The 12830-nt window shown below is 71.6% G+C and carries 7 protein-coding genes; 5 read left to right on the top strand and 2 right to left on the bottom strand.

The annotated features are described in order from the left end of the window. The first annotated feature begins 723 nt into the window (after nt 1–723). Nucleotides 724–1467 (top strand): IclR family transcriptional regulator, encoded by a 744-nt coding sequence (locus EIL87_RS11480; protein WP_125090428.1) that lies wholly within the window; start codon nt 724–726, stop codon nt 1465–1467. Between the two features lie 384 nt (nt 1468–1851). Further along, nucleotides 1852–3747, top strand: a complete 1896-nt coding sequence (locus EIL87_RS11475) for an FAD-dependent monooxygenase (protein WP_125090231.1) — start codon at nt 1852–1854, stop codon at nt 3745–3747. An 86-nt stretch (nt 3748–3833) separates the two neighbouring features. On the opposite strand, the gene EIL87_RS11470 is transcribed toward EIL87_RS11475, so the two are convergent. Next, nucleotides 3834–4271, bottom strand: coding sequence for a VOC family protein (locus tag EIL87_RS11470; RefSeq protein ID WP_125090230.1), 438 nt, complete (start codon nt 4269–4271; stop codon nt 3834–3836). Nucleotides 4272–5129: 858 nt separating this feature from the next. On the opposite strand from EIL87_RS11470, the gene EIL87_RS11465 reads away from it, so the two are divergent. The 3 genes from EIL87_RS11465 (at nt 5130) to EIL87_RS11455 (ending at nt 11001) form a co-directional block, all read left to right on the top strand. Continuing rightward, the gene (locus EIL87_RS11465; RefSeq protein ID WP_233576183.1) at nt 5130–5894 is read left to right on the top strand and encodes a TetR/AcrR family transcriptional regulator; all 765 of its coding nucleotides are present in this window, start codon (nt 5130–5132) and stop codon (nt 5892–5894) included. An 84-nt stretch (nt 5895–5978) separates the two neighbouring features. Beyond that, nucleotides 5979–7682, top strand: a complete 1704-nt coding sequence (locus EIL87_RS11460; RefSeq protein ID WP_125090229.1) for an AMP-binding protein — start codon at nt 5979–5981, stop codon at nt 7680–7682. A gap of 109 nt (nt 7683–7791) precedes the next feature. Next, the gene (locus EIL87_RS11455) at nt 7792–11001 is read left to right on the top strand and encodes an acetyl-CoA carboxylase family protein (RefSeq protein WP_125090228.1); all 3210 of its coding nucleotides are present in this window, start codon (nt 7792–7794) and stop codon (nt 10999–11001) included. A gap of 363 nt (nt 11002–11364) precedes the next feature. Here the strand turns inward: EIL87_RS11455 and EIL87_RS11450 are convergent, their stop codons facing one another. Further along, nucleotides 11365–12666 carry a hypothetical protein gene (locus EIL87_RS11450; RefSeq protein WP_233576182.1) on the bottom strand — a complete coding sequence of 434 codons (1302 nt, stop codon included), beginning with the start codon at nt 12664–12666 and terminating at the stop codon, nt 11365–11367. Nucleotides 12667–12830 lie beyond the last annotated feature (164 nt).

The raw sequence follows: 12830 nt of genomic DNA, 5'->3' as shown, positions 1-12830 counted from the left end.
TGCGGAGCCCCAGCCCAGCTCCCCTCGAATCGGTGCGCGAACGCGATCGATCGATCTGAGCCTAGGAACGCTGTGCACCCGCTGCAATTCGATCACCACGCCGTCACCGATGAGACCCCCGCGGTAACCCGTTCGTGTCTGGGACGGCTGAGTCCGTCACCACCGACGATTCGCCGGAGATGCTGGTCAACCCACGTTCTGCCGCTGGTTCGGCGAGTGCGGGTCGGGGGAGCTTGCGCAGTGCGGACGGTGCGCAGGGGAGCCCGCGATCGCTGTCGCCCGCTCACGCGAGATCCCTCGCGAGCCGCGTTGCGCGTCGGACCTGGTCCCTTGTGGACGCCGCGGGAGCCGCGGCCCCCGGGTCAGCGGCTCCCGGCAGGACTCGGTGAGGACGTCGAGCAGCGACTCGCGCTCCGCACCCCAGCGGCCCCGGGCCAGCGGCGGGCGACGTGGTTTCCCCCACCTCATCGCCGCCACGTTCTCGCTGGGCACCGGTTGTTCGCGGAGTTGCCCTGCGACGGGCCGCTGTCCGACGCGCACCACGCGCTGCTCTCGCCGGACGCCGTCCCCGGTGGGGGGCCGTCACGCACGAGGTCTACCGCGACGCGCAGCACTCGTCCCGGCTGACCGGCCGCACACCAGCGCGTGAGAGACGCCGCGCGGGCGGGGCGTATTCTGCGGTGCAGAACACCTGTGGGCGGGGAGGAAGCGGTGGCGACCGAGATGAAGAAGCCCCCGGTCTACGCCATCGCCAGCGTCGACCACGCGTTGCGGCTCGCGGCGATCCTGCAGTTGGAAGGTTCGCTGAGCGTCACCGACGCGGCTGAGCGGCTGGGTGTCGCGCGCTCCACCGCGCACCGGTTGCTGGCGATGCTCGTCTACCGGGACTTCGCGGAGCAGGACGAGAACAAGCGCTACCGGGCCGGGCCCGTCCTGGAGCTGGCGTCGCACTCGCAGTCCTCGGCCTCCCGGTTGCGGCAGGCGGCGCTGCCGCACCTGCGGGAGCTCGTCGACGTGCTGGGGGAGTCGGTGAACCTGACCGTGCGCACCGGCGCCACCGCCCGGTTCATCGCCTCCGCCGAGTGCCGGGAGGCCCTGCGGGTGGGGTCGAGGGAGGGCATGGTCTTCCCCGCGCAACAGACGACCGCTGGGCTCCTGCTGCTGGCCGAGCTCACCGACGAGGAGCTCGACGCCGTCTACGCGGGGGCGAGCGTGGTGCCCGCGATGGAGGAGTTGCGCCGCGAGCTGGCGAAGGTCCGCCGCAACGGGTTCGCGCTCAACCAGGGCCGTTCCGAGCGCGGCGTGGTCGCCGTCGGCGTGCCGGTGCGCTCCTCCGGCGGCGCTGCGATCGCGGGGATGTCGGTCTCGATGCCCAGCGTGCGGTACGACCGGCGGCGGCTGCGCCCGACCGTCGCGGCCCTCACCTCCGCCGCGGCCGCGCTGGAGGCGGACCTCGCCCAGCGGTGAGACCGAGTCCTACGACCTCGTCCTGTCGAGGGGCACGCCGGAGCCGCACGCTCCCAGGCGTGGGACTCATCCAGCACCACCACGGGTTCTGAGCTGCTGCGTCACTCGTTGAGGGGGTGGCCGACATCTCGCGCGAGATGTCGGCCACCCCCTCAACGAGTGACATCCGTGCCATGGATCCGCGTGCACCACGAGCGGTGGGAGGGTCCGCGGACCTTCGCTACCAGCACCGTTGAGCGGAGCGGTTCGCGAAGACGTCCTCCACGATTCTTCAGGGCAGAACTTCCTGTTGCTCGGGGCCCGGACGCCCGAGGCTGTGGTTCGCGACCCGGCGGCGGCTCGGCGCGCCGGCCGGCGAGTTCGACGGAAGAGGAGTGCCGAACAGTGCAGTTCTACCTCAACGGCTACACGCCCGGAGACCCGTTCGTCGAGGACCCGCACCCGTCGGTGGCCGAGCGTCCGGACGGGTTGCCGGACACGGCCGACGTGGTGATCATCGGCTCCGGGCCGGCCGGTCTGGTGCTGGCGGCGCAGCTCGCCCAGTTCCCCGAGCTGCGCACCGTGGTCGTCGACCGGCGGGACGGACCGCTCGAAGTCGGCCAGGCCGATGGCGTGGCCTGCCGGACGGTGGAGATGTTCGAGGCGTTCGGGCTCGCCGACCAGCTCATCCACGAGGGCTACCAGGTCAACGAGGTGACGTTCTGGCGGCCGGACCCCGAGCGCAGCGGCTCGATCGTGCGCACCGGACGCATCGACGACGTCGAAGACGGCATCTCGGAGATGCCGCACATGATCGTCAACCAGGCTCGGATGCTGGCCTACCTGCGCGACCACATGCGCCGCTCGGCCGCCCGCGCGGAGCCGTTCTACGGCCTGCACGCCACCGACGTGCAGGTCAGCACCGACTGCGAGGAGGAGCACCCGGTCGCGGTCACGCTGCAGCACGTGGCGGGCTTCGAACCGACCGGTGAGACCTCGATGATCCGCGCCAAGCACGTCGTCGGCTGCGACGGCTCGCGCAGCGGCACGCGCGAGGCCATCGGCCGTCGCCTGGAAGGCGATGCCACCGACAGCTCGTGGGGCGTGCTGGACGTCCTGGCCGTCACCGACTTCCCCGACATCCGGCTCAAGTCGGCGATCCACTCCGAGCACGGCAGCATCCTGATCATCCCGCGCGAGGGCGGGTACCTGGTCCGGCTCTACATCGAGCTCGACAACGAGCGCGACGCCGAGATGCTGCGCAACCGCAGTGCCACCCCGGAGAAGCTCGCCGCAGTCGCCAACCGGATCCTGCACCCGTACAGCATCGACGTGAAGCACGTGGGGTGGTGGGCCGTCTACGAGATCGGGCAACGCCTCTGCGACCGCTTCGACGACGCCGACCAGTCCGGCGAACGAGCGCCGAGGGTCTTCATCGCCGGCGACGCCTGCCACACCCACAGCGCGAAAGCAGGGCAGGGCATGAACGTCTCGATGGCCGACGCCTGGAACCTGGGGTGGAAGCTGGGCACCGTGCTGCGCGGCACGGCGCGGCCCGAGGTCCTGCGCACCTACTCCGACGAGAGGCAAGCGGTCGCGCAGGAACTCATCGACTTCGACCGCGAGTTCGCGGCGTTGTTCAGCGCCCGCTCGGACGGCGACGAGGGAGACCCGGAGCGGTTCCAGCGCTACTTCCGCCAGCAAGGCCGGTTCACCGCCGGCGTCGCTGTCCGCTACGGGCCCTCCCTCCTCACCGCGGCCTCACCGCAGCAGCGCCTGGCCGAGGGCTTCCCGGTCGGGATGCGGTTCCCCTCCGCACCGGTCGTCCGGCTGGCCGACGCCAAGCCGGTGCACCTCGGCCACGCCGCACGGGCGGACGGCGCGTGGCGCCTCTACGCGTTCGCGGACCGGGCGCACCCGGCCGCCGCCGGTTCCCGGTTGCGCGAGCTGGCCGCGTTCCTGGACTCGGCGGACTCCCCGGTCACGCGGTTCACCCCCGCGAGCGCCGACCCCGACTCGGTCCTCGACGTCCGAGCCGTGCTCCAGCAGGGCCATCGAGACGTCACGATCGAGGACCTCCCGCCGGCCCTCCTCCCGCGCAAGGGCCGGTTCGAGCTCGTCGACCACGAGAAGGTCTTCTGCCCCGACCCGGCGACCGACGTCTTCGACCTGCGAGGTGTGGACCGGCAGCGCGGTGCCCTCGTCGTGGTGCGGCCCGACCAGCACGTCAGCCACGTCCTCCCGCTCGACGCGCACGACGAGCTCGCCGAGTTCTTCGACGGCGTGCTCGTGCAGCGGTGACGCGAGGTCCTCTCGCGCCGGGGGCGTTCCGAGGTGGTACTTCCGTTGTGCCGCGGGCGGATCCGAGTGCGGCGTGTGCTGGTGGCTCAGCTCCTGCCCAGTTCCTGGGCGAGCATGACGAGGATGCCGCTGGGACCGCGGAGGTAGGTGAGCTTGTAGACGTCCTCGTAGGTCGCCACGCCGCGGAGCGGGTGGCAGCCGTGCCGCGCGGCGATCTCGAGCGCCTCGTCGAGGTCGTCGACCGAGAAGGCGACCCGGTGCATCCCGACCTCGTTCGGGCGCGTCGGTTCGGTCTCGATGGCGTCGGGGTGGAGGTACTCGAAGAGCTCGAGACGACCGCGACCGTCCGGCGTCTGGAGCATGGCGACGTGGGCGTGGTTTCCGTCGAGGCCGACGGCGGTGTCGGCCCACTCGCCGCGGACCGTGGTGCGGCCGAGGACCGTGAGCCCCAAGTCGGTGAAGAACGAGATCGTCGCTTCGATGTCGCGAACGGCGATCCCGACGTTCTCGAGTGTGATGGCCATCACCAGATCCTACCCAGCGGGAGCCCGGTGACCGCTTTCTCGACACCGGTGGAGGCGGTGTTCCGGCCCGAGCTCCCGCAGTCGGGCGACATCCAGCGGGACGCGCGGATCGACGGCTTCCTCCTCGAACGCGCCACGCGGCCACGGCGTGCGGTCACCCCCACGATGGCCACGTCCGCGTGCGACCACCACGGCCGTCCGGGAGGCGTTCCGCGCCTCCGGGAGCCCAAGGCTGCGGAGGGGCGTGGGGATCGAACTCGACTCGGACACCACCGTCGCGCTGTGCTGCTCGGTGCCCAGAGCCAGCAGAGCTCCTGAGAGCTGTTTCGAGGGCTTCGGCGGAGCAGCTCGACAAGTCCCTGCCCCGACCCAGGTTCAATTCCGCGCGAAGTTCGAGCCCGAACTTCCGAGGCGAAATTGCGCGCGAAGTTCCACTCCACTCCACCCGGCCACGGCGACGGCCACGGCCACGGCCACGGCACACGCCGAACCGGGCGTGATCGCTGATACCACAGCGAGGCAGGTGAAAGCCTCGTACCACCCGGCCGCGAGCGCCGAAGTGACATGTCGCGCTAGGTTCGAGGCGGAACTTCGAGCGTCGAACTTCGCGCGAACTTCGGCGGCGGGCTCGGCTCGCACCGCCGCAGTCCATGGCCAATCCGGTAGCGCGTGGTTGCAGCGCATCGCGCAGACGTTGCTGCGGGCACTGGGCCCCGAACAACTGCGCACCACCACGTGGGGCGGCGTAGCGGCGCACATCAGGAGCGAGGCGCGGAGTTCGCGGGGCTGCTGCGCTCTCCTCTTCCGGGGTTGCTGCTGCCCGTGCCGCCGCGGAGTTGTGGGGGCACGGGCGTTGACATGAACGTCAACGTCAACGAGTGTGGTGGCCGTCACGCGTCGCCGGTGATCGTGGAGGGGGTCTTGCCGCTGATGTCCCCGCCACGCACGCGCACACCGCAGCACCAGCGAGGTCCCGACAAGAGCGTCGTGACGACGAGCGCGGCGCAGGAACGCGCGCGGGCCAACCGGCGGGAGGCGTCGTGCCCGCGGCGGGAGGAACTGCTCGCAGCGGCCGCCGCCTGCTTCGACGAGCTGGGCTACGCGGCGACCACGGTCGAGCTGATCGCAGCCCGGGCACGGACCTCGCGGCCCACCTTCTACGCCTACCTGCGCTCCAAGGACGAGGCGTTCCTCGCCGTCACCGAGCAGGTCTGCGCCCAGCTGGAGGCCACCCAGCAGCTGCCGGACATCCACTCGCTGCCACCGGTCACGGTGTTGCGGGCGACCACGCGCGCTTTCGCGGAGGCGATCTTCAGCAACGGCTCGCTCGTCGCGCAGATCGACAGCCGGGCCGCCGTCGACCTCGAGGTCGACGAGCTCTGGAGCACGCTGCGGCGGCGGTTGGAGCGGCGCTTCACCCACTACCTCTCGGGACTGGAACCGACCGCGATCGATCCCTGCGCACCGCCCCGGCGGCTCGTGTCGATGCTCAGCGACGCGATCGTCTGCGGCGCCGCCCGGCTGGGCCACGCCTCCGACGAGGACCGCGAGCGTTTCGTCCGCGATCACATCCGGTTGACCGAGCGCGCCGTCGGCGTCGCCGACACCCTGCCCGACCCCTAGGAGCTGTGAGGTGTGCGGCGGCCGCCGCAGGTTCTGCCACCCGCCCGAGCGAAGTAGTTCCTGAACAGGCCTGAGGAGGTCCGAATGCCGTTGTCCCGCCGCGAAACAGCACTGGCCGACGTCCGCCGCCTGCAGGCGGCGCAGTGGCCGGACGAGGTCCCGCGCACCGTCGTCGACGTGGTCGAGGTCCCCGGTCTGCCCGAACACCTGAGGCACTGGGCCGCGACCCGTCCGGAGGCGGTGGCGGTCTCGTTCTACGGCCGCGACATCACCTACGCCGAGTACGACGAGCTCAGCGACCGCTTCGCCGGCTGGCTCCTCGAACGCGGTGTAGCGGCGGGAGACCGGGTGGGCGTGTTCCTGGGCAACTGCCCGCAGTTCCTCATCGCGATGGTGGGCATCCTCAAGGCGGGCGCGGTGCACGTGCCGATCAACCCGATGTTCCGGGGCCACGAGTTGCGGTACGAGCTGGAGGACGCGGGGGTCGCGGTGCTGCTCGCGCAGGACTCGTTCGCCGACCTCGTGGCGTCGGTGCGGGCCGGAACACCCCTGCAGCACGTGGCGTTCACCGGTCTCGCCGACATGCTCGAAGACGAACCCGACGTCCCGGTGCCGTTCGAGCTCACCGCGGCGCGGTCCGACTGGGCCGAGATCACCGCGGCGGAGCGCGCTGCAGCGCGGCCGAGCGACCCGGACGCGCTCGCGGCGCTCAACTACACCGGTGGCACCACCGGGATGCCGAAGGGCTGCGAGCACACCCAGCGGCACATGGTGTACACGGCAGCGACCGCCACCATCGCCGCGGGGACGCCGGTGGGCGATCCCGGGATGGTGTCGTTGAACTTCCTCCCGGTGTTCTGGATCGCCGGCGAGGACTTCGGGATCCTGAAACCGCTGCTGAACGGCCAGCAGGTCGTGCTGATGACGCGCTGGGACGCGACGGCGGCCGTCGCGCTCGTCGAGCGGCACGGCGTGACCGAGGTGGTCGCCACCGTCGACAACTACGTGGAACTGCTGGACCGGCCGGACTTCGACGGCACGCGGGTGTCCTCGCTGCGCAACGCCTTGGCGGTGTCGTTCGTGCTGAAGCTGACCCCGGACGTGCGGGCGCGGTGGCGGGAGGCGACCGGCAGCGTCCTGCGGGAGGCCTCCTACGGCATGACCGAGACGCACACCGCCGACACCTTCACCCTGGGGTTCCAGGACGGCGACCGGGACCTGCACGCCGACCCGGTGTTCTGCGGCCTGCCCGTACCGGGCACCGACGTGCTCATCGTCGACGAGTCCGGTGCTCCAGTGCCGGTCGGCTCACCCGGCGAGATCATCGTGCGCAGCCCGTCGATCCTGACCGGCTACTACGGACGACCGGACGCGACCGCGGAGACGATCCGCGACGGCTGGCTGCACACCGGTGACGTGGGCAGGCTCGACGAGTGGGGCGCCCTGCACTACCTGGCCCGCGCCAAGGAGATGATCAAGACCAACGGGATGAGCGTGTTCCCCTCCGAGGTCGAAGCGCTGTTGCGGCTGCACCCGGCGATCCGCTCGGTCTCCGTGGTTCCCCGGCCCGACTCCAGGAGAGGCCAAGTGGCGGTGGCCTTCGTGGTGGTCGACGACGGGGTCACCGGTGAGGAACTGCGCGGTTGGGCGGTCGAGAACATGGCCGGCTACAAGGTGCCCGAGTTCGTCCTCGTCGAGCAGCTCCCGATGACGGCCACCGGCAAGGTGCGCAAGGGAGAACTCCTGGAACGCGCCGCCGAGGTGTCCCGCGCTCGCGACAGCGCCTAGGACGGAACGCGGCGGAGCCGTTGCCGGAACTCAGCCGGCGCCGCCACAGGCGCTGCTACTCGAACGCTGAGCGAACCATCACCCCCACGTGCTTGAGGAGTCGGTGCCGATGAAGAAGCTGTTGGTCGCCAACCGCGGAGAGATCGCGCTGCGGATCGTGCGCAGCGCGCGCGAGGTGCGGGTGAGCACCGTGGCCCTCTACGCCGAGGACGACGCCGACACCCCGCACGTCCACGCCGCTGACGAGGCGCTGCCGCTGAGCGGGGCGGGCCCGTCCGCCTACCTCGACCAGCCCGCCGTGCTGGCGGCGGCCGCGAGCACCGGCTCCGACGCGGTGCACCCCGGGTACGGCTTCCTCTCGGAGAACGCCGAGTTCGCACGCGCGTGCGCGGCCGCGGGCGTGGACTTCGCGGGACCGGCTCCGACCGTCCTGGACACCTTGGGCGACAAGGTGTCCGCCCGCGCTGCTGCCGTGGCCGTCGGCGTGCCGGTGCTGCCCGCCACCCCCGGTTCCGCGACGGTCGAAGAGGTGCGCGAGTTCTTCGCGGCACACCCCGGTGGGGTCGTCATCAAGGCGCTGGCCGGTGGCGGTGGGCGTGGCATGCGGGTGGTGCGCGAGGCTGCGGCGGTCGACGAGGCCTACCGGGCCTGCACGTCCGAGGCCGAGCTGGGCTTCGGGAGCCGGGAGGTGTTCGCGGAGGCCCTGTTCGGCGACGCCCGGCACGTCGAGGTCCAGGTGGTCGCCGACGGCACGTCGGCCCTGGCGCTGGGTGACCGGGACTGCAGCGTGCAGCGTCGGCACCAGAAGCTGCTCGAGGTCGCCCCAGCGCCCGACCTCGCCCCCGAGGTCCGGCGTGGCGTGCACGAGTCCGCGGCGCGGCTGTGCGCGAGCCTCGGCTACCGCGGCCTGGCCACGGTCGAATTCCTCGTGCGCGGCGAGGAATTCGCGTTCTTGGAGGTCAACCCGCGGATCCAGGTGGAGCACACCATCACCGAGGAGGTCACCGGAGTGGACCTGGTGGCCGCGCAGCTCGCCCTCGTCGACGGTGCCGGCCTGCGCGAGCTGGCCCTGCCCGAGGGCGTGGTGGCCGACGCCTCCGGCGTCCGGGGCGATCCGGCGGTTCCCGCGAACGCGGCGGTGCAGGCGCGGGTGAACCTGGAGACGATGAGCGCCGACGGGGGTGCGGTGCCGACCGGCGGCACGCTGTCCACGTTCACCCCGCCCAGCGGGCCGGGCGTGCGCGTGGACACCTTCGGCCGGCCGGGCCTGGTGGTGAGCCCGCGCTACGACTCCTTGCTGGCCAAGGTGGTCGTGCGGGCGGGAACCCGCGGCGCCGCCCTGGCCAAGCTGGACGCGGCGCTGGGGGAGTTCGCGGTCGACGGGGCCGCCACGAACATCGCGTTCCTGCGCGCGTTGCTCGCCGACGAGGAACTGCGGGCGGAGCCGGTGAGCACCGCGTTCCTGGGCGAGCGCGTGCAGCGGCTGGTCGCCGAAGCGGGCACCACTGCCGCCGCACCGGTCGCCGCGGTGGAGCTGCGGCCGGGCGAGGACGTGGTGCGAGCCCCGATGGCGGGCACGGTCGTCACCGTCGCGGACGGGGACGAGGAGGTGCCGGCCGGTCGCTCGCTGGTCGTGCTGGAGGCCATGAAGATGGAGCACGTCCTGACCGCCGACCACGCCGCGCGGGTGGTGCGCGTGCTGGTGGCGCCGGGACGCACGGTGGCGCCGGGCGACCCGCTCGTGGTCCACGAGCCGACCAGCTCGGCCGAGGCCGAAGCCGCGTCCGAGCTCGACCTGGACGCCTCGCGGCCCGACCTCGACGAGCTCCACGAGCGGCTCGCGATCACCCAGGACGCCGCGCGGCCCGAGGCCGTCGCCAAGCGCCACCGGCTCGGTCGGCGGACGGCGCGCGAGAACATCGACGACCTGGTGGATCCGGGGAGCTTCGTCGAGTACGGGTCGTTGGTGCTCGCGGCCCAGCGCCGTCGGAGGTCCGAACAGGACCTGATCGTCAACACCCCGGGTGACGGCCTGGTCGGTGGGGTCGCGACCATCGGCGCGGACCGCTTCGGGCGGGCGGCGTCCGAGGCCGTGGTGTTGTCGTACGACTACACGGTGCTCGCCGGCACGCAGGGGATGCGCAACCACGCCAAGACCGACCGAGTCCTCGGCGTGGCCCGGGACCGGAAGCTGCCCGTCGTGCTGTTCGCCGAGGGCGGGGGTGGCCGTCCCGGGGACACCGACGTCGACCTCGTTGCGGGACTGGACGTTCCGACGTTCCGGCTCATGGGGGCGTTGCGTGGCGGTGCGCCGACGGTGGCGGTGGTCTCCGGGCGCTGCTTCGCCGGGAACGCCGCGCTCGCCGGGGCCTGCGACGTGGTGATCGCGACGCCCGACGCCAACATCGGCATGGGCGGGCCCGCGATGATCTCCGGCGGCGGGTTGGGGGAGTACCGGCCCGAGGACATCGGCCCCCTCGACGTGCAGCGCCGCAACGGGGTCGTGGACCTGGTGGCGCGGGACGACGCGCACGCGGTGGAGCTCGCGCAGCGCTACCTCTCCTACTTCCAGAGCCCGCTGTCGCCGGGGGAGGGCGTCGAGTGGCAGGCTCCGGATCCGCGCCTCGCGCGGCACGTGGTGCCCGAGAACCGGTTGCGCGCCTACGACGTCCGCCGCGCGATCGAGGCGGTCGTCGACGTGGGGTCGGTGCTGGAACTGCGGCCCGACCACGGCGTCGGCGTCGTGACCGCGCTGGTCCGCGTGGAGGGCGTGGCCTACGGCCTGGTCGCCAACAGCAGCCACCACCTCGGCGGCGCGATCGACGCCGAAGCGGCGGACAAGCTCGCCGAGTTCCTGGAGCTCTGCGAGGCGGGCGGTCTTCCGATCGTGTCCTTCTGCGACACACCGGGTTTCATGGTCGGCCCGGAAGCGGAGGAGGACGCGACGGTGAAGCGCTTCGGCCGGTTGTTCGTGCTCGGCGCCCGCTTGACGGTGCCGTTCGGCGCGGTCGTGCTCCGCAAGGGCTACGGACTCGGCGCGATGGCGATGACCGGCGGCTCCTTCCACGCCCCGCAGTTCACCGTGGCCTGGCCCACCGGCGAGATCGGCGGGATGGGCCTGGAGGGCTCGGTCCGCTTGGGCTACAGCAAGGAACTCGCCGCAGCGCCCGACGAGACCGCGCGGAAGGAGCTCTACGACAGGTTGGTGGCCGAGGCCTACGAGCGCGGACGCGCTCTGCACGCGGCCACCACCTTCGAGCTGGACGAGGTCATCGACCCGGCCGACACCCGCCGCTGGATCAGCACACTCCGTCCATGAGCCTGCTTGAGGGCCCGCTTTCCGTGGCGGGGTGGAGCGGCTCCGTGCGCCGCTCCCGAGGCACGCCGACCAACGGGCGCGATGTCACCTGAGCGGGGGTGGCGCACATGTCGCTCGAGATGTGAGCCACCCCTCGGAGGAGTGGCGCAGTAGCTCGGACCTGCCGATGTCGGCCGAGTCCCTCGCCGGGAACGGGGGCTGCGTCAATCCTCTCCTCGTTCCTCGTCCCGCAGTGGGATGATGTCTCGGGGGGTGGCAGTTCCGGGTCGAGCTCGTGGCGCACCTCGGGCCGGGGTGCAGCACCACCGCGTGCTCGGGCAGCTTCGCGAGCCGCTTCTCGTTGAGGCCGTAGGCGATCGGTCGTCACCGGCCGTGCCACTTGTGCATGTGCTCGGCGTGGGTGCCCAAGTAGGCGCCCGGCTTGAAGAAGTGGTCGTAGAAGTCCAGGTCGAGGTGGTGGGCCTGGACGTAGTTGAGGATGAACACCGTCGGCACCGTCGCGGGGAACTTCCCGAAGGTGTCGTAGACGTACTGGGCCTGGAGCGCGACGCAGGACTTGAACTCGTCGTCGTGGACCTGCGCGCTCCCGCGGAACCCGGGGCTGTCGGACCAGGCTCCGGGTGTGTCGCGGTGGAACGGGCCGCCGGGCCCGAACTTCCGCTCGGCGAAGGCCTCCACCGCGGCCCGCATGTCGTGGTGGTGCGGCGGGCAGCAGGCCTCGAAGACCCCGTCGCGGCCTGTGGGGTTGGGCGTCGACCAGCGCTCGTCCTCGTCGTAGCGGAACTCGAGGCCGGGCACGTTCGGGTCGCCGGAGGCGCCGAGCATCGTGAAGCGGTCGATGCCGTCGAACATCCAGCCGCCGAGGCCCATCGCCTGCAGCATCAGCACACCCGCGTAGCAGGAGGTCGCCAGCTCCGCCGTCGCCTCGGTGAGCGCGTACTGCTCCGTGAAGCTGAGCGGGAACGGTTCCTCGGTGTCGACCAGTCCGCTGAACTGGTCGAGACCGGGGATCGTGCGGCCGTTGAGGTCGTCGTAGATCGCGTAACCGTTCTGCGTGAAGAAGCACAGCACGGCGATGAGGTGCTGGGCGATGTCCGCGACCGGGATGACCAGCAACGAGCCGGGAACGTTGACGCACCAGGTGTTGTGCCCTTCGAGGTAGGGCTCTTCGGCGGGCAGGTACAGCCTGCTGTCCGAAAGCCGGTGCAGCCGTTCCCGGTGGCGCTCGACCATCAGCTCGGGTGTGACGTCCTCGGTGGCCGGGTCGACGAGCGCGCCGGCGTCGCGGGTGGGGAAGAAGTAGAGCCCCGAGTCGTCGGTGAAGAACAGTTCCGCGGTGTGGAACCCGGCCGCGGACGGGAAGGTGCGGCCGGCCGCCCCACCGGCGTAGTTCGACACGTGCGGCGCGTAGCGGGCGTGCCGGGTGATCGAGTAGTGCCAGCCCGTCGTCCCGCCCATCGCGCTGAGCACGAGCATCCGTTCGAGCTCGGAGAGCGCGACGGGCTCGTGCCGGGAGCGGTACGCGAGCGGTCCGTCGGGGATCTCGTCGCCCAGCGCGAAGCGCCGTGAGCGCCGACCGAAGAGCGCCTCCACCAGGGGGAAGGCCGCGAGTTCCGCGAGTGCCTCCGTTCCGGGAGTCATCGTCTGCTCAGCCTGCACCACCACGATCACCTCCGTCTCTCGACCTCCGCGGTCCAGTCCAGCGCCGGCATCGGGCGGGGACCAGGGTCGGAGGTCATCCCTCGTCGAACGCTCCCGCGCCACACCCGCGGAGTCACTCGAGCCGATCGGTACGTGCGACAGCTTCAGTGCCGATTGAAATCAAGCCC

Source organism: Saccharopolyspora rhizosphaerae, from assembly GCF_003931915.1.
GTDB classification, from domain to species: Bacteria; Actinomycetota; Actinomycetes; order Mycobacteriales; family Pseudonocardiaceae; genus Saccharopolyspora; species Saccharopolyspora rhizosphaerae.
This window is presented reverse-complemented; position numbering and strand designations above follow the sequence as displayed.

What these genes read in the sequence shown, in the direction of transcription:
- EIL87_RS11465 (WP_233576183.1), top strand. Translation starts at nt 5,130, where the DNA reads ATGAACGTCAACGTCAACGAGTGTGGTGGCCGTCACGCGTCGCCGGTG.
- EIL87_RS11455 (WP_125090228.1), top strand. Translation starts at nt 7,792, where the DNA reads ATGAAGAAGCTGTTGGTCGCCAACCGCGGAGAGATCGCGCTGCGGATC.
- EIL87_RS11460 (WP_125090229.1), top strand. Translation starts at nt 5,979, where the DNA reads ATGCCGTTGTCCCGCCGCGAAACAGCACTGGCCGACGTCCGCCGCCTG.
- EIL87_RS11480 (WP_125090428.1), top strand. Translation starts at nt 724, where the DNA reads ATGAAGAAGCCCCCGGTCTACGCCATCGCCAGCGTCGACCACGCGTTG.
- EIL87_RS11470 (WP_125090230.1), bottom strand. Translation starts at nt 4,271, where the DNA reads ATGGCCATCACACTCGAGAACGTCGGGATCGCCGTTCGCGACATCGAA.